Source organism: Corynebacterium guangdongense (genome assembly GCF_030408915.1).
In the GTDB taxonomy this organism is placed as follows: Bacteria; Actinomycetota; Actinomycetes; order Mycobacteriales; family Mycobacteriaceae; genus Corynebacterium; species Corynebacterium guangdongense.
The window spans coordinates 1078615-1094261 of record NZ_CP047654.1; the positions used below are offsets into that span (position 1 = coordinate 1078615).

12 protein-coding genes are annotated in these 15647 nt (G+C 70.4%); 9 read left to right on the forward strand and 3 right to left on the reverse strand.

From position 1 onward, the window contains the following. Positions 1-21 precede the first annotated feature (21 nt). Positions 22-3705: an ABC transporter ATP-binding protein gene (locus CGUA_RS05195; protein WP_290198023.1), complete on the reverse strand. Its 3684-nt coding sequence runs from the start codon at positions 3703-3705 to the stop codon at positions 22-24. A gap of 28 nt (positions 3706-3733) precedes the next feature. Next, positions 3734-4660: a hypothetical protein gene (locus CGUA_RS05200; protein ID WP_290198024.1), complete on the reverse strand. Its 927-nt coding sequence runs from the start codon at positions 4658-4660 to the stop codon at positions 3734-3736. A gap of 145 nt (positions 4661-4805) precedes the next feature. On the opposite strand from CGUA_RS05200, the gene CGUA_RS05205 reads away from it, so the two are divergent. Both CGUA_RS05205 and CGUA_RS05210 read left to right on the forward strand, forming a co-directional pair. Then, on the forward strand, positions 4806-6638 hold the full coding sequence (locus CGUA_RS05205; RefSeq protein ID WP_290198025.1) for a carboxylesterase/lipase family protein: 1833 nt from the start codon (positions 4806-4808) through the stop codon (positions 6636-6638). 155 nt (positions 6639-6793) lie between these two features. Further along, a complete protein-coding gene (locus tag CGUA_RS05210; RefSeq protein WP_290198026.1) occupies positions 6794-7696 on the forward strand; it encodes a hypothetical protein in 903 nt (300 codons plus the stop codon). Here CGUA_RS05210 and CGUA_RS05215 read toward each other — a convergent pair. Beyond that, the gene (locus CGUA_RS05215) at positions 7693-8181 is read right to left on the reverse strand and encodes a hypothetical protein (RefSeq protein ID WP_290198027.1); all 489 of its coding nucleotides are present in this window, start codon (positions 8179-8181) and stop codon (positions 7693-7695) included. The two genes, CGUA_RS05210 and CGUA_RS05215, sit on opposite strands and share 4 nt — an antisense overlap. 252 nt (positions 8182-8433) lie before the next feature. Here CGUA_RS05215 and CGUA_RS05220 point away from each other — a divergent pair, with 252 nt between their 5' ends. The 7 genes from CGUA_RS05220 to CGUA_RS05250 all read left to right on the forward strand — a co-directional run bounded on the left by CGUA_RS05220 (position 8434) and on the right by CGUA_RS05250 (position 15557). Next, positions 8434-9669: an MFS transporter gene (locus tag CGUA_RS05220; RefSeq protein ID WP_374725065.1), complete on the forward strand. Its 1236-nt coding sequence runs from the start codon at positions 8434-8436 to the stop codon at positions 9667-9669. 53 nt (positions 9670-9722) lie between these two features. Then, positions 9723-11138, forward strand: a complete 1416-nt coding sequence (locus CGUA_RS05225) for a DHA2 family efflux MFS transporter permease subunit (RefSeq protein ID WP_290198028.1) — start codon at positions 9723-9725, stop codon at positions 11136-11138. A gap of 40 nt (positions 11139-11178) precedes the next feature. Next, the gene (locus tag CGUA_RS05230; RefSeq protein WP_290198029.1) at positions 11179-11889 is read left to right on the forward strand and encodes a DedA family protein; all 711 of its coding nucleotides are present in this window, start codon (positions 11179-11181) and stop codon (positions 11887-11889) included. Between the two features lie 54 nt (positions 11890-11943). Further along, positions 11944-12924 (forward strand): nucleoside hydrolase, encoded by a 981-nt coding sequence (locus CGUA_RS05235; protein ID WP_290198030.1) that lies wholly within the window; start codon positions 11944-11946, stop codon positions 12922-12924. 68 nt (positions 12925-12992) lie between these two features. Continuing rightward, entirely contained in the window at positions 12993-13754 is a 762-nt protein-coding gene (locus CGUA_RS05240) for an ECF transporter S component (protein ID WP_290198031.1), read from the forward strand. Further along, complete coding sequence (locus tag CGUA_RS05245; protein ID WP_290198032.1) at positions 13744-14421, forward strand: energy-coupling factor transporter transmembrane component T family protein; 678 nt, start codon at positions 13744-13746, stop codon at positions 14419-14421. Before CGUA_RS05240 ends, CGUA_RS05245 begins: the two co-directional genes overlap by 11 nt. Continuing rightward, on the forward strand, positions 14412-15557 hold the full coding sequence (locus tag CGUA_RS05250; RefSeq protein ID WP_290198033.1) for an ATP-binding cassette domain-containing protein: 1146 nt from the start codon (positions 14412-14414) through the stop codon (positions 15555-15557). The genes CGUA_RS05245 and CGUA_RS05250 overlap by 10 nt, the downstream gene beginning before the upstream one ends. Positions 15558-15647 lie beyond the last annotated feature (90 nt).

Consider the following 15647-nt stretch of genomic DNA (forward strand, 5'->3'; position numbering starts at 1 on the left):
ACCCACCTGGGACTACCCCCGTTAGGAGTGGATTGCCCACATTCCGGCGTAAATCCCACCTTGGGCAAGCAGCTCGGTGTGAGATCCGTCCTCGGCCACTGCACCCTTGACGATCACCACAATCCGGTCCGCCCGTGCCGCCGTCGCCAGTCGGTGGGCGACAACGACAGAGGTCCGGCCACGTGTCGCGCGCGCCGAGGCGTCGAGGAAGGCGGCCTCGGTCGCCGGATCGAGGGTGGCCGTGGCTTCATCGAGCAACAGCACCTCGGGCCCTAGCAGTTCGGCGCGGGCGAGGGCCACGATCTGGCGCTGCCCGGCCGACAGGCCGCGCCCGCGTTCACCGACGGGGGCGCGGAAGCCCCCCGGGATCGCGGCGACGACGTCCAGCGCCCCGATGGCGCGGACCGCCGCCTCGACGGCCTCGTCCGACGCCCCGGGCAGGCCGTAGCGGATGTTGTCGGCGATGGTGCCGATGAACAGGTGCGCCTCCTGGGGGACCTGGACGATCTGGCGTCGCCAGGCGGCCAGCTCGAACTCCCGGACGTCGACGCCGTCGGCGGTGACCCGGCCGGCGACCGGGTCGTAGAAGCGCGCCAGCAGCTTGACCACCGTCGACTTGCCCGCGCCGGTCGGCCCGACCAGCGCGACCGTGGAGCCGGGCTCGATGCGCAGATCAAGGTCCCGGGCGACGAGGGCGGGGGAGGGCTTGTCGACGCCCGCGTCATCGTCCCGGACGTCGGCCCGGTCATCCTCCTCATCCAGGTTGTCCGCCGGCGTGTAGGCGAAGTCGACGTGCTCCAGGGCGAGCGGGCCACGGGCGGCCCGGGCCGCCTCCGTCGTGCCGCGGGTGCCGGCGTCGGCGACCCCCGGCTCGGTGGCCAGGAGGTCGGTGATGCGCGTGAAGCTCACGGTGGCCTGCTGCCAGGAGTCGAAGATGTTGCCCAGCGACTGGATGGGGCCGAAGAGCTGGGCCAGGTACATGAGGAAGGCGATGAGCACCCCGGCGGTCAGGGTGTCCTCCGCGACGCGCCCGGCGCCCACGCCGAGGACGACCGCCGAGGTGATCTGGGTGACGGCCTGCATGCCGGCGAAGTAGGTGGCCACCACCAGGGTGGCGCGGGTGCGCAGCCGACGGTAGAGGTCGGAGCCCTCGGCGAAGCTGGCGAGGGCGGGCCCGGTCATGGCGTGCATCTGGGCGATGCGCAGCCCGGAGATGTTCTCCTGGAACTGGGCGTTGACGCCGGAGACCTGCTGGCGCGCGGCGGTGTAGAGGCGCTTGGACACGCGCCGGAAGACGACCGTGGCCACGACGACGACCGGTACCGCGGCCAGCGCGATCAGCGAGAGCGACAGGTCGGTGCCCAGCAGCAGCGCGAGCACGCCGACGAGCGTGCCGACGGAGACCACGGCCTCGGCCAGGGCGGTCTGGAGGAAGCGCGAAAGGGTGTCGATGTCGGTGGTCATGCGGGTCAGGACGCGCCCGGCCATGGTGGTCTCATAAAAGTCCATCGACAGTCGCTGCAGGTGGGTGTAGCTGCGCAGCCGCAGCCCGTAGAGCAGACGTTCGCCGGAGCGGGAGGTGATGACCGTGGTCGCGGCGGCGGCGGCCCAGGCGGCCAGGACGATGAGCACGCCGATCGCGGCGACGGCCCACAGCGTCCGCCCGCTCCGGTCGCTCACCCCGCGGTCGACGGCGACGCGCATCAGCGCCGGGAAGGCGAGGTCGGCGAGCACGCCGACGACCATCAGGGCGATGGCGGCGGCGATGAGCCACCGGACCGCGGCGAAGAGTTCGCGGACGCGGAAGGTGCCGCGCTTGTCGCGCAGGGCCGCCGAATCAAGCCCGGGGGTTTCCTCGGCAGGGGGAAGCCGGTCGATGTCGCGGGCCAGGTCCTCGCCGGGCAGTGAGAGCGGGCTGGCGCCCGCCGGGGGATCGGCGGGCCACAGACGGGCGTGCTCCGGTTCGGCGGGCTGGGCGGATCGCTCGGGCAGGATCTCGGCGTCGGGGTTGACCGCGCCCTCCTCGACCACGATGACCCGCTCGGTCAGGGCGAGGGTGGAACGGCGGTGGGCGACTGCGATGACGGTGACGTCCTCGAGTTCGGCGCGCAGCCCGTCGAGGATGGCCTTCTCGGTGGCGGCGTCGATCGCGGAGGTGGCGTCGTCGAGGATGAGGATCCGGGGCCGGGCCAGCAGCGCCCGGGCTAGGGCGATGCGCTGGCGCTGCCCGCCCGACAGCGTCAGGCCGCGTTCGCCGACGACGGTGTCGTAGCCCTCCTCGAGGTCGGTGATGAATTCGTCGGCCTGGGCGAGCTCGGCCGCCCGGCGGACCTGTTCGTCGCTGTAGTCGTGACCCATGGCGATGTTCTCGCGCACGGAGGCGGAGAAGAGGAAGGCCTCGTCGAAGACGACGGTGACGGCGGTGCGGAGGTCGGCGTTGTCGAGGCGGGCGTAGGGGTGACGGTTGCCCTCGGCGTCGATCAGCGAGATGGCGCCGGCGTCGGGGCGGTAGAAGCCCCCGGCCAGCTGCACGGCCATGGACTTTCCCGCGCCCGGCGGGCCGACCACCGACAGCGAGGAGTTCGGTGCGACGGAGAAGGACAGCCCGTCGAGGACGCGGTGGCCGTCGGTGCTGAAGACGACGCCGTCGAACTCGAGGCCGAGGGGACCGTCCGGCAGGCGCCCGGCGTCGCGCGGGTGGTCGTAGTCCGGGTGCTCGGGGGCCATGCCGAGGATGTCGTCGATGCGCTCGAGGGAGGAGGCGGCGAGCTGGTAGTTGACCCACGTGTTGGACAGCATCGACACGTTCTGCGTCAGCGAGGTCAGGTAGGTCGAGAAGATGAAGAAGACGCCGACGGTGATCTCGCCGCGCATGGCCATCATCCCGCCCAGGACGATGGTGGCCACCAGCGCCAGGCGCGGGACCTGGCCCATGACCGGCTGGAAGCGGGCGGTGAGCTTCGCCGAGCGCATCTTCACCGCGTAGAGGGTGCGGCCGAGCCGGTCCAGCGCGTCGATCTCGCGGGACTCCTGCGCGAAGGCCTTGACCACGCGCACGCCCGTGACCGTCTGCTCCACGTGCGTCGCCAGGTCGGCGGTGGCCTGCTGGTTGACCCAGGTGGCGGCGTAGAGCCGGCGCTTGGAGGCGACGGCCGTGGCCGCCAGGATCGGGATCATCACCAGGGCCACCAGCGTCAGGCGCGGGGAGATGCCGAGCATGATGACCAGCGTCATGGTCAGCTGGATCAGGCGACTGAGCGCGATGGGAAACATCGTCACCACGTGCTGGACCTGGCCCAGGTCGCTGATCGCGCGGGAGGCGATCTGCCCGGTGACGATGCGGTCCTGGCCGGGCCCGTCGAGGCGCTGGAGCGTGGCCAGCAGGCGTACGCGCACGTCGTGCTGGGTGTCCAGCGAGAGCCGGCCCTGCGCCCAGCGGCGCACCACGTTGAAGAGGTACTGCGCCAGCGCCACGACGACGAGCGCGACGACGGTGGCGGTGACGGGGCTGAGGGAATCGAGAAGCCTGGTCGCGGGTGTCTCGCTGGCGGCGGCCGGGTTGGTCGCGATGTCGATGGCCGAGCCCGTCAGCAGGGGAGTGACCACCTGCATGATCACGGCGAGAACGGCGAAGACGATCGCCACGGCCGTTATTCCGGGCCGGGCCCGCAGCGCGTCGACGATGAGTCGGAGGCTCCTGCTCATGGTGCTCGTGCCTCCTTCTCAATGGTGTCTAGTCGGAATCCTTCGCGTCGCGATCCCAGAATTTCCAGCGCGGGGCCTCGTCCCGGTCCTCGCCGACCTCGGTGGCTGCGTCTGCGTCAGAGTCAGAGTCGGCGTCCTCGTCGAGGGCGTCGATGGCCTCGGCCTGGTCCTCGGGGACCTCCGGCAGCTCCGCCATCGAGGTGAGGAACTGCGCCGGCGGGGCGCCCAGGGAGACCGCGGTGTTGCTGATGAGATCGCCCGCCAGCTTACGGTTGGCCAGGGTGCCGGCGATCGCGCCGATGCCCAGAGGCATGATCTTACCCAGCCAGCCGCGGGTGAGGCGTCGGCTGATGCGCTTGACGGCGCTGCGCAGGAGGCGGCTGTTGAGGGAGGCCAGCGTCGGCAGGCTGAAGCGGTTGAGCAGCTGCGTGGTCGGCAGCTTGGCCGCCTGGTCCTTGGCGGCGGCCTCGCCGACGAAGGTGTCGACGATGGCGGAGCCCTTCGCGCCCAGCAGCACGACGAGGATGAGCGCGCGACGGCGCTCCGGATCGGAGACGTCCGCGCCGCGCAGGTGTGCCGAGGCCATCGTGTGGAAGGCCGCCGCGTCGAGGAAGACCAGCGACTCCGCTCCCACCGCGGCAGTGGCGGCGATGAACCCGACGCCCGGGACCGCGGCGGTCGCGCCCACGCCTGCGCCGGAGGCCGTCGACAGGCGCATGAAGTGCCTGTCGATGCGTCGCTGCAGCTGGGCCGGCGACTCCTCCGGGTGACGGCGCCGCAGGCGGGCGACGTAGTTGGTGATCAGTGACGTCTGCATGCCCACGGCGCGGTCGAGCGCCTTGATGAGCACGCGGCCGGCGGGGCCGACGTTGTTCTCCAGCGCCTTGGCGTCGGAGTGCAGGGCGTCGGTGACGGCGTCGTCGGCGCGTGCGGTGCGGAGCTTGGACGGGGACAAAAGGACGGCCTCCTCGGGGCTGAACCAATGGGGTTCGTGGGGATCGAAGTTAACTGAGACCAGCCTAAACAACGGGGCAGGCATCCTCGTCAGACTCAGGCAATTGCTAGGTGACTGTTCACTAAAACCCACTAGCCTGGAGAATGTGAGTCCCGACAAGTCCCCGCCCGACCCTGTGCCGCACTCAGCCGGACGACCCGCCTGGGCGGGGGAACCCGGCGACAGGCCGGTCGTGCGCACCAGGGCCGGTCTCCTGCGCGGCCGCATCATGCACGCCGACCAGCCGGAGGGGGTGCTCGCCAAGGTCCGCCCCGTCAACCCGCCGCGCAGCGACGTCATCGCCACCTGGCGCGGCGTCCACTACGGCGCCTCCACCGCCGGCGCGGGACGCTTCCGCACCCCTGCCCCGGTCCAGCCCTGGGAAGGGGTGCGCGACGCGCTCAACTTCCGACCCCCGGCCGCCCAGCCCAACTCCCAGATTTCCTCCATGGCCGCACTGGCGACGCTGGGGGAGAAGATCATCGGCACCGAGGACTGTCTCCACCTCGACATCGTGCGCCCGGCCACCGAGGAGGTCCTGCCGGTCGTCGTCTACTTCCACGGCGGCTCCTTCGTCAGCGGCGCCAGCCACCAGCGCGTGCTGCGCGGGCACCGCCTGGCCCCGGCCATCGACGTCGTCTACGTCGCCATCAATTTCCGCCTCGGGGTGATGGGCTACCTCGACGTCCACGCCCGCGAGAACGACGAGGGCGGGCTCGTCGACTTCGACGTGGACTCCTCCGAGGGCTCCCGCGCCCACGACGCCGACGGGCTCAACCGGCGCGAGACCGCGAACCCGGCCATCGCGGACCAGATCCAGGCGCTGCGCTGGGTGCACGCCAACATCGCCGCGTTCGGGGGCGATCCGGGCAACGTCACCCTCATGGGAGAATCCGCCGGCGCCAACGCCGTCATCACCCTGATGGCCGCGCCCCTGGCGCACCATCTCTTTCACAAGGCGATCGCCCAGTCGCCGCCGATCGCCAGCGTCCACACCGAGGTGCAGGCGCGCATGTGGGGCAAGCAGCTGCGGGAACAGCTGGGGCTGCGGCCCCAGGCCACCGTCGATGAACTGCGCGAGCTGCCCATGGCCGACCTGGTGCGCGCCGGGCAGTCGATGAGCCGGCAGGCCAAGGAGGCCCGCTACCTCAATTCCTGCTACTCGCCCATGGTCGACGGGGATCTGCTGCCCGAGCACCCGCTCGACGCCTTCGCCAACGGCCGCCAGGCCAAGGTGCCGCTGATCATCGGCACCAACAAGGACGAGGCGAGCTTCTCCAAGTTCATCTACCAGCGTGAGAGCAAGCGTTCGGCGGTGGCGGACAAGGTCACCCGGATCTTCGATCCCGCCGCGGCGCCGAAGGTGCTCGCCGCCTACGACGGGGCGGGCAGCCGGGAGGACTTCGCCGCCTTCTTCGGCGACGCCGTGTTCTGGGCGCCGGCGATCCAGGTGGCCGAGAACCACAGCGCGGTCGCCAAGACCTGGATGTACCGCTTCGTCTTCGCCCCGGCGGCGCTGCGCTGGCTGGGCCTGGGCGCGGTCCACTCCCTCGACCTGGCGGTGATGTTCGGCGATCCCGACTCCCACCGCGTCACCGCGGCCGCGAAATTCGGCGGCATGCCGGGATTCAACCGGGTGGTGGAGACCATGCAGCGGGCCTGGAGCAACTTCTGCCATCACGGCGTCCCCGGCGCCGACTGGCCGGTCTACCGTGTCGACGACCGCGTCGACGGCGACGGCCAGGGCGCCCGGGGAACCATGCTCTTCGACAAGGATTCCCGGGTGGTCAACGACCACAAGCGCACCCAGCGGGTGGCCTGGATGGACTACAACCTCACCCGCTGGGGCACGGGCCGTCCGGAACTGCTCAGCGAACTCGGCTTCGAGCTGGCCGGCTTCGAGATCCTCGACGATCCGACCGACGACTCCCAGCGGTAGCCGTCCCACGGACGGGCGCGTGCCGGGCGCGGGGCCGGCCCGGGGTGCGGGGTCCGGGGGACGCAGAAGTCGCGCGGGATGACTACTGTGGTCGGCAGGCGCGTCGGCTTCCTGGCGTCCGCCCCACCCCTACGACCCTGGACAGGTAGGAGACCATGACTTTCTTCGAGGACATCGCTCAAGGACTGGACCGCGACGGAATCGAGTCTCGGGTCAACGACGACACCATGTTCGTCCCGATCACCTCGGACCTGGAGATTCAGTTCGCCGAGATTGACCCGCTGCTGCCGGCCGCCAACGTCTACATCGCCGCGGCGGACGTGGACGAGGACGACGAGAACTTCGAGGCGATGCTCGTCTCCGTCGTCTTCTCCGTCGAGGACGCCGTCGCCACCGTGGGCCGCTACGTCGCCACCGACCAGGTGGTCACCGTGCTGCGGGATCTGCTGGAGGGTACCGACGAGCGGATCGGGGACCTGGAGTTCTTCCAGGACGCGGTGGACCCGAACCTGGTGCGCGCCGAGGTCGGGGACAACTCCGAGCTGCAGGTGCAGGTGGAGGTCCTCGAGGGGGTGCCCACCGCCGTCGTGCAGTTCATCGCGCTGGGTGCGACCTACGACGACCTGGTCGACCAGGCCATTGACGAACTGTGGGAGTCCGACGGGGAGGCGACGCTGAGCCCGGAGGACCGTCACCGTCTCTTCGCCGACCTCCAGAACGAGGCGATCGACAACGACGAGGTCCTGGATCTCGGGGCGTTCTCCGACTTCGACCGTCTCTTCGACGTGCTGAGCCTGGCCGCCGACCACGCCGCCGACTGGGAGGAGCAGCTGGCCCCCTTCGACGACGACCTGGACGAGGAACCGGACGTCTACGACATCTACGGCGAGGATGACGGGGACGACGACGAGCGGGATGAGGACGATCTCGACGACGACTTCGACGAGGACGACGACTTCGAGGACGAGGACGACGATCTGGACGAGGACGATGAGGACTTCGACGACCTCGAGGATGAGGAGTTCGAGGACGAGGAGGTCGATTCCCTCAAGAGCTAGGCGGCGTCGCTGGCCGTGCTGAACAGGGACGCCGGCGAGGGCACGGGGGAGTAGTGCCCGTCGACGAGCCAGGCGAACGTGGGTGCGTGGCCGGCGCCGATCTCGTGGACCGACTGCACGTCCCGCTTGCCGACGATCGCGCGCACCCATGCCTCGGCGACCTCCGTGGGCACGTCGCGGCCGGTGGGGTCGGTGACCCGGACCAGCACGAGGTAGGCCGGCTCGCGGTCGCCGGTGTAGCCGAGGATGCGGGCGCGCGCCCGCGTCCCGACCCGGTGCCGGGTGACGGTGAGGGAGAGCATGTGGCGGGTGCCGGTGCCGTCGACCAACGGCACCTTCTTGCTGGGCGGGCGCCAGGAGGCCATCGGCCGGGCGAGTGAGCGCGGGTGGTGGATGATCGAGTGGATGTCAGCGAGCGTGACCGGTTCGCGCTCGCGGATGAGGCCGGCGAGGTCCCATGCGGTGATTCCGGGTGTCGATGTCATGAGGCCTACGTTAGAACACATGTCCGACAGATTCGCACATTTGGTCGAACGTGTTTGCGAAAATCGGGAAAGGTGTCGGCCCCCGCTCGCACTGATAGCCTTAAGCGAGACATGACAACATCATCGAACGGTCCCGTGCATAATCCGGTTGACCCAGCCCAGGAGCCCGTCGCCGCCACAGGACGTGACCCCGACGGCGCCTCCGCGACGGCCCGCCGGCGCAGGACCCGCCGGGCGAGCACTCGGGTGCCGATGCCCCGGGAGATCTGGATCCTGGTCGCCGCGGCCTTCCTCATCGCCGTCGGCTACGGACTCATCGCCCCGATCCTGCCGCAGTTCGTCGTCACCTTCGACGTTTCCGTCACCGCGGCGGCCGCGGTGGTCTCGGTGTTCTCCTTCTCCCGCCTGATCACGGCGCCGGCGGCGGGCACCATCGGCGACCGGATCGGCAGCCGCAAGGTCTACCTCGCGGGACTGATCATCGTCGCGGTGACCACGGGTCTGGTGGCCGTGGCGCAGGCCTACTGGCACATCCTGGCGCTGCGGGCGCTGGCCGGTTTCGGCTCCTCCATGTTCTCGATCTCGGCGATGGGGCTGATCGTCAAGCTGGCCCCGCCGGGCGCTCGTGGCCGGGCCTCGGCGCTCTACGGCACGGCTTTTCTGCTGGGCAACGTCATCGGCCCGCTGGCGGGCGCGGCGATGAGCTTCCTGGGCATGCGCTGGCCCTTCGTCATCTACGGCACGGGCGTGCTGCTGGCGGCGCTGGTCGTCTGGTGGCTGATGCCGAACAAGAAGATCGACCGCCTCGAGGGCAAGGACGAGGGTCCAGCCGAGGGCCAGGACGAGGGGGCGGCGGGGGACAAGCCCGACACCAGCCCCCTGACCCTGGCGGAGGCGTGGCGCAGCTCCGCGTTCCGGGCCCTGCTGGTGTCCAACTTCGCTCACGGCTGGATCAACATGGGCGTACGGGTGGCGACGATTCCGCTGTTCGCCGCCGCGGTCTTCGACCAGGGCGTGGCGATGGCCGGTTTCGCCATGGCCGCCTACGCCGCCGGCAACGCCGTCATCCTCCAGTTCTCCGGGCGCATGGCCGACCGCATCGGGCGCCGGCCGCTCATCCTGGCCGGCCTGGTCGGCTCGGGCGTCTTAGCCGGCTTCATGGGCTTCGCTGATCAGCCCTGGTCGCTCCTTCTCTTCTCCATCCTCGCGGGCGCGGCCGCCGGCCTGCTCAACCCGGCGCAGCAGGCGGTGCTCGCCGACGTCATCGGCAACGAACGCTCCGGCGGCAGGGTGCTCTCGACGTACCAGATGTTCATGGACGCGGGCCAGATTCTCGGCCCGATCATGGTGGGCCTGCTTGTCGACGGCTTCGGCTACCGCCTCGGTTTCGCCATCTGCGGGCTGGTCGCCGCGGTCGCCGCCGGCGCGTGGATCTTCGGCAAGGAGACCCTGCACCTGACGCACGCGGGCGCGCAGACCGCGCGCTGAAACAGTAGGCTGCGCTCGGTGGAGCGCCGAGACTCAAAGGGAGTGTGATGCGGGTGGCTCAGCAGGCACCGGCCCACGCCGCCGACGCCGCGGGGCGGCCGATCACGAAGCGCCGCGCGTGGCGGGCGCTGTTCGCGCTGTGCGTGGGGCTCTTCCTCACGCTGATGGACCAGTCGCTGGTGGCGGTGTCGCTGCCGCGCATCGCCGAGGATCTGGGCGGCGACCTCAACCAGACGATCTGGGTCTCGGCCGTCTACCTGCTCACCTTCGCGGTGCCGCTGCTGGTCACCGGCCGCCTCGGGGACCACTTCGGGCAGCGCACCGTCTACCTGGTCGGCATGATCGTCTTCGTGCTCGCCGCCCTGGCCTGCGCGCTGGCGCCGTCCATGGAATGGCTCATCGTCTTCCGCGCCCTCCAGGGTTTCGGCGGCGCGCTCATCAACCCCCAGCCGCTGGCGATCATCAACCGCGTCTTCCCCTACCACCGCCGCGGCGCGGCGATGGGGGTGTGGTCAGCCGTCGCCGGTTCCGCCGGTCTCTTCGGCCCGGTCCTGGGCGGTCTCCTCGTCGGCTACGCCGAGTGGCGCTGGGTTTTCGCCGTCTACGTCCCGCTCGGCGTGGTTTCCCTGATCACCGTCGCGTTGTGGGTGCCGCGCCTGCCCGCCGCCCGGGACAGCCGCATCGACCTCGGCTCCGCGCTCTACTCGCTGCTGGCCGTGCTCGGCGTCGTCTTCGCGCTGCAGCAGGGCCCGGAGCTGGGCTGGAACGTGTGGATCTGGGGCTCCCTCGTCGCCGGTCTCGCCGTCCTGGCCCTGTTCCTGCGCCGCCAGCGCGCGCTCGGCGACCGCGCGCTCATGCCGCTGCGCCTCTACCGCAACCGCAACTTCGGCAACGGCGTCCTCGCGGTGTTCACCCTCGGATTCGCCGTCTACCCGGTCCAGCTGCCGATCATGCTCTACCTTCAGGTGCAGCTCGACCTGCCCGCCGAGCAGGCGGCGCTGGCGCTCATCCCGATGGGGCTGGTGTCGATCATCTTCGCCCCGCTGGCCGGCCGCCTCACCGACCGGATGAAGCCCGGCGTGCTCTCGCGGGCGGGCTTCGGCGCCCTGATCACCGCGATGGCGCTGTTCGCCTTCATGTTCTCCCGCGGCCTGTCGCTGTGGTGGGTGCTGCTCCCGGTCGTGCTGCTGGGTCTGGCCAACGCGCTGGTCTGGTCGCCGAATTCGACGATCACGCTGCGGGCGGTGCCCACGGAGCTGGCGGGCGCGGGCTCGGGCGTCTACAACACCTCCCGCCAGGTCGGCGCCGTGCTGGGCGCGGCCGCCAGCGGCGCCGTCATGCAGATGTTCCAGCCCCTGGGCATCGGGGTGGCCACCGGCGTGGCCATGCTCGTGCCCGTGGCCGGACTGGTGATCGGCCTGCTGGCGGTCGGCAACTTCACGTCCGACCACGACCACGAGAAACCATGATTTTGCCGATGCGTTTGCGGCCACGAGAATAGGGCGGGTAATGAATCTGGACATCCACGCCCTCATCGACGCCGTCTCGGGGCAACCACTTCTCCTGGTTCTCTTCCTGGCGGTGGCGTCGCTTCTAGAGGCCGGCCTCGGGCTCGGCGCCGTCGTGCCCGGCGAGACCGTCGTCGTCCTCGGCTCCGCGGTCCTCTCCAGCGCAGGCTGGGGCTGGGTGCTCACCGGCATCGTCCTCGTCGCCGTCGGCGCCTCGCTCGGCGACCACCTCGGCTTCTTCATCGGGTACAAGGCCGGCCCGCCGCTGCGCAACACCTCACTGGTGAAGTCCATGGGCCGCGACAACTGGGACAAGGCGATGGGCTTTGTCGAGCGCCAGGGCATCCTGCCGCTGGTCATCGGCCGTCAGCTGCCCGGCGTGCGCACGCTCGTCTCCGCCTCCTGCGGCGCCGCGCGCATCAGCTACCCGCGCTTCCTGGCCGCCAGCGTCATCGGCTCCACCATCTGGTCGGTCGTCTGGGCCGGTGGTGGCGCGCTGTTCGGCAATCTCGTCATCACCTACCTCAGCCCCGTTCTGCCATGGCTGATCGCCGGCTGGCTGCTCATCCTCGCCGGCGTGTTCACCTACCGCCGCATCCGCAGCCGACGCCGCAGCGCCGGTCACCCGGGCTCGACCGTGGTCCGGCACGTCAGCCCGGCCGAGGCTGAGGCCGAGGAGCGGCGCCGCGCCAGCGGGCTTGACGACGCTTGATCGTCGTCGCATTTTTCAGCACAAGCACAGCCCGATAGGTCTACACTTTCGCGCATGACCTCGGATTCCACCGCCGCGTCAGCACTCCGGCCGCGCCGTGTCCTCATCGACTGTGACCCGGGCATCGACGACGCTCTGGCACTGATCTATCTCGCGGGGCTCCACGCCCAGGGCGACATCGAGCTGCTCGGCGTCACAACCACCGCCGGCAACACCTCCACTGCCCAGACCGCGCTCAACGCGACCTGGGTGCTCGAGCAGTGCGGCTTCAGCGACGAGCACATCCCGGTCGCTGCCGGGGTGGAGGTACCGCTCGAGGTGGAGCTGGTCACCACCCCGGAGACCCACGGCGCCACCGGACTCGGCTACGCCACCGCCTCCGGCGTTTCGCCGGGCGGGGAGTGGCGGGAGCTGTGGGAGCGGGCGCTGGCCGGGGGAGAGGTCGACCTCATCATCACCGGGCCGTGCACCAACCTGGCGACCTGGCTGCGCGAGGGTCACGAGTTCGCCGACTTCGCCTCCGTCACCGTCATGGGCGGCGCCGTGCTCTACCCGGGCAACACCACCCCCACCGCGGAGTGGAACTTCTGGGTCGATCCCCACGCCGCCGACGAGGTGTTCCGCGCCGCGACCCCGGGGCACCGCATCACCCTGTGCCCGCTCAACGTCACCGAGCAGATGCTCATTGGACCGGGGGAGGCGGAGCAGCTCATTGACGCCCTCGGGGACGTGCCCATCGCCGCCACGCTGCCGGAGATCCTGCGCTTCTACTGGGAGTTCCACCGCTCCGTCGGCGTCGGCTACACCGCCCAGATCCACGACCTGCTCACCTGCATGATCGCCCTGGACCAGGTGAAGTACTCCGCTTATCCGGCGTCGCTGCGCGTGGAGGCGGACTCGGAGCTGACCCGGGGCACTACGCTGGCCTTCCGCGGCGAGCAGCTGGGAGGAGAGCCGACCGTCCGCGTGCTGGAACGGGCCGACGTCACCTCCGCGAAGAAGCGCTTTTACGAAACCGCGGCGTTCCTGGACTAGAGTGACCCCCGACCCGCGCGCTCCGAGGTGACATAGGAGCGCCCTCCCGCCATGCCAAGGACGTCCCCATGTCACAACCCGTCACCCAGTTGACCCCCGCCCGGCGCGGTCTCGCCGTCACCGGCGGCCTGATCATCCTCGCTACCTGGATTTACCTGGTGCTCGTGCGCCCGACCTCCTGGGAGTCGGTGGGCGGCTCCACCGAGGCGATCATCACCCTGCTCGGCTACGTCGGCGGCACGATTATGCTGCTCGTCGCCGTGCTGCCGGTCCTGCCGGCCCGCACCATCGGCCTCATCCCGGTGGCCCTGGTGCTCAACATCGTCATCGGGCAGGTCGTCGGCTCGGTCGGCCTGCCGCTCTACCTCGACACCGTCGGCACCGTGCTCGTCGCCGCGCTGGCCGGCCCGCTCGCCGGTCTGACCACCGGCGCGCTGAGCTCCGTCGTCTGGGGACTGTTCAACCCGGCGGCCCTGCCTTTCGCCGCCGGCTCCGCGCTGGCCGGCCTGCTCGCCGGCTGGGCCATCCGCCACGGCGCGTTCAGGAACATCCTCCGCGCCATCCTCGCGGGCCTGCTGCTGGGCCTGGTCACCGGCGCGATCGCCGCCCCGGTCGCGGCCTTCGTCTACGGCGGCACCGCCGGCGTCGGCACGGGCGCGGTCGTCAGCCTGCTGCGCGAGATGGGCAACTCGCTCATCGGCTCGGTGACCTTGCAGTCCTTCATCTCCGACCCGCTGGACAAGGCGATTGTGATGGTGATCGTCTTCCTCACGGTCCGGGCCCTGCCGAAGCGGACCCTCGCCAGCCTGCAGCCGACACATGCGTCTTAACCCGCTGACCTGGCTGGTCCTCGCCCTGTCGACGATGGCCGCCGTCCTCCTCGTCGATGACCCTCGCTTCTCGACGCTCGTCGCCGCCCTCGCCCTCACCCTCGCGACCGCAGGCACCCGCTCCCTGACCACCCTCCTCGGCGCGTTCACCCTGACCGTCCCGACCGGCCTGTCGATGCTGCTCATCCACGCGCCCCACGGGTCGGCGCCGCTCGCGGGTCCGGTCACCGGTGACGGACTATCGCTGGCCGCCGACCTCACCCTGCGCTTCCTCGCATTGATGTCGACCCTGCTGGCGGCGATGGCGCTCATCCGCGTCCCCGACCTGGTCAAGGCCGTGCAGGCCAGCCCGCTGGGGCATCGCACCGCCTATATCCTCGGCGCGAGCATCCAGCTGCTGCCCCAGGGCCGGGCCGTGGTGGCCGCCGTCCGCGACGCCCAGCGGCTGCGCGGGCGCAGAATCGGTGCGCGTGTCATCACCCGCCTGGCGGTCCCGACGATCACCCAGCTGCTGAGCACCGGCACCCGCCGCGGTCTGGCGCTGGAGACCGCCGGCCTGGATCTGCCCGGCCGGCGCACCGTGCTGCGCCCCGTCCCGCACACCGCGACCGACAAGGTAATTACCCTTCTCGCCCCGCTGACCGTGGCGGTGATCGCATGGATCTGAGCCTGCTGGAGCTCACCCCGGGCAGCGTCATCCAGATCGTCGGCGCCTCCGGATCCGGCTTGTCGACGCTCGCCGCCACCCTCCACGAGCGGCACGGCGCCGCCGTGGTCCTGCAGGACGCCACCGCCCACCTCAGCTACCTCCGCGACACGGTCATCGAGGAGGTCGCCTTCGGCCTCGAGCAGCGGGGCATGCCGGTCCCGGAGATGGAGTCCCGCGTCCGGGCAGTCCTGCGTGACCTCGACCTGGGGCACCTCGCCGAGCGCGACCCGACCGAGCTCTCCGGCGGGCAGACCCGGCGCCTGGCGATCGCCACCGTCCTGGTCCTGCAGCCGGACCTGCTGGTCCTCGACGACTCCTTCGCCGGGCTCGACGCCGATTCCGCCGACGCGCTGGCGCGGGTGTGCAACGGGTACCCGGGGGCGGTCGTCGTCCTGGGTCACCAGAGCCGCCCCGAGGTGGAGGGCCGGGTGCTCGGGCTTGCCGACGGCGCGTTGACCCGTACCTACCAGGAACCGATGCCGCCACCGGTGCTCCCGGCGGTTCCCTCAGTTGGCGGTCCTCCCGTTGACCTGGGCAAAGTGACCGCCTTCCGCGGGGGCTCGAAACGACGCTGGTGGCGGCTGGGTGGGGAAGTGGCCCCGACCTTCACGATCGGTCCTGTGCACGTCGTGGCCTACCCGGGCGAGATCGTATGGCTGCGCGGGGCGAACGGCTCCGGCAAGACGACGCTGCTGCGGGCGCTGGCCGGCCTCGACGGGGCGCCCGCTCCGAAGGTTCCGACGTCACTGATGCTGCAGCGTGTGGAAGACCAGGTGGCGGAGACGACGGTGGGGGAGCTCATCGGCGATAGAGACCGGGTCGATGGACTGGGCCTGGATCCGGAGGAGCACCCGCTCGATCTGCCCACTGCCCAGCTGCGACTGGCGCAGGCGGCGTCCGTGCTGGCCCAGGACCGAGATGTGGTCCTGATGGATGAGCCCGATGTCGGGTTGGATGACTTCGCGGTGCAGAAATTTTGGCTGATGGTGCGGGAAGCGCTGGCCGAGGGCAAAGCAGTCATCATGACATGTCACGATGGGGAGTTCCTTGAGGTTGCTTCCGAATGGGTGCGGATGCGGGAGATGTGGGTTTAGGGAAAGCACAGAGAATCTGCGCCGGCGACATGGTGAGCGACGTTTGTTGAGAGATACCAGGCCACCCAAATTTTTGAGAAGCTGAGGAGC

Excerpts from the sequence above, each read along its gene's own strand:
- CGUA_RS05195 (WP_290198023.1), bottom strand. The coding sequence starts at position 3,705 with ATGAGCAGGAGCCTCCGACTCATCGTCGACGCGCTGCGGGCCCGGCCC.
- CGUA_RS05210 (WP_290198026.1), top strand. The coding sequence starts at position 6,794 with ATGACTTTCTTCGAGGACATCGCTCAAGGACTGGACCGCGACGGAATC.
- CGUA_RS05215 (WP_290198027.1), bottom strand. The coding sequence starts at position 8,181 with ATGACATCGACACCCGGAATCACCGCATGGGACCTCGCCGGCCTCATC.
- CGUA_RS05220 (WP_374725065.1), top strand. The coding sequence starts at position 8,434 with ATGCCCCGGGAGATCTGGATCCTGGTCGCCGCGGCCTTCCTCATCGCC.
- CGUA_RS05230 (WP_290198029.1), top strand. The coding sequence starts at position 11,179 with ATGAATCTGGACATCCACGCCCTCATCGACGCCGTCTCGGGGCAACCA.
- CGUA_RS05235 (WP_290198030.1), top strand. The coding sequence starts at position 11,944 with ATGACCTCGGATTCCACCGCCGCGTCAGCACTCCGGCCGCGCCGTGTC.
- CGUA_RS05240 (WP_290198031.1), top strand. The coding sequence starts at position 12,993 with ATGTCACAACCCGTCACCCAGTTGACCCCCGCCCGGCGCGGTCTCGCC.
- CGUA_RS05245 (WP_290198032.1), top strand. The coding sequence starts at position 13,744 with ATGCGTCTTAACCCGCTGACCTGGCTGGTCCTCGCCCTGTCGACGATG.
- CGUA_RS05250 (WP_290198033.1), top strand. The coding sequence starts at position 14,412 with ATGGATCTGAGCCTGCTGGAGCTCACCCCGGGCAGCGTCATCCAGATC.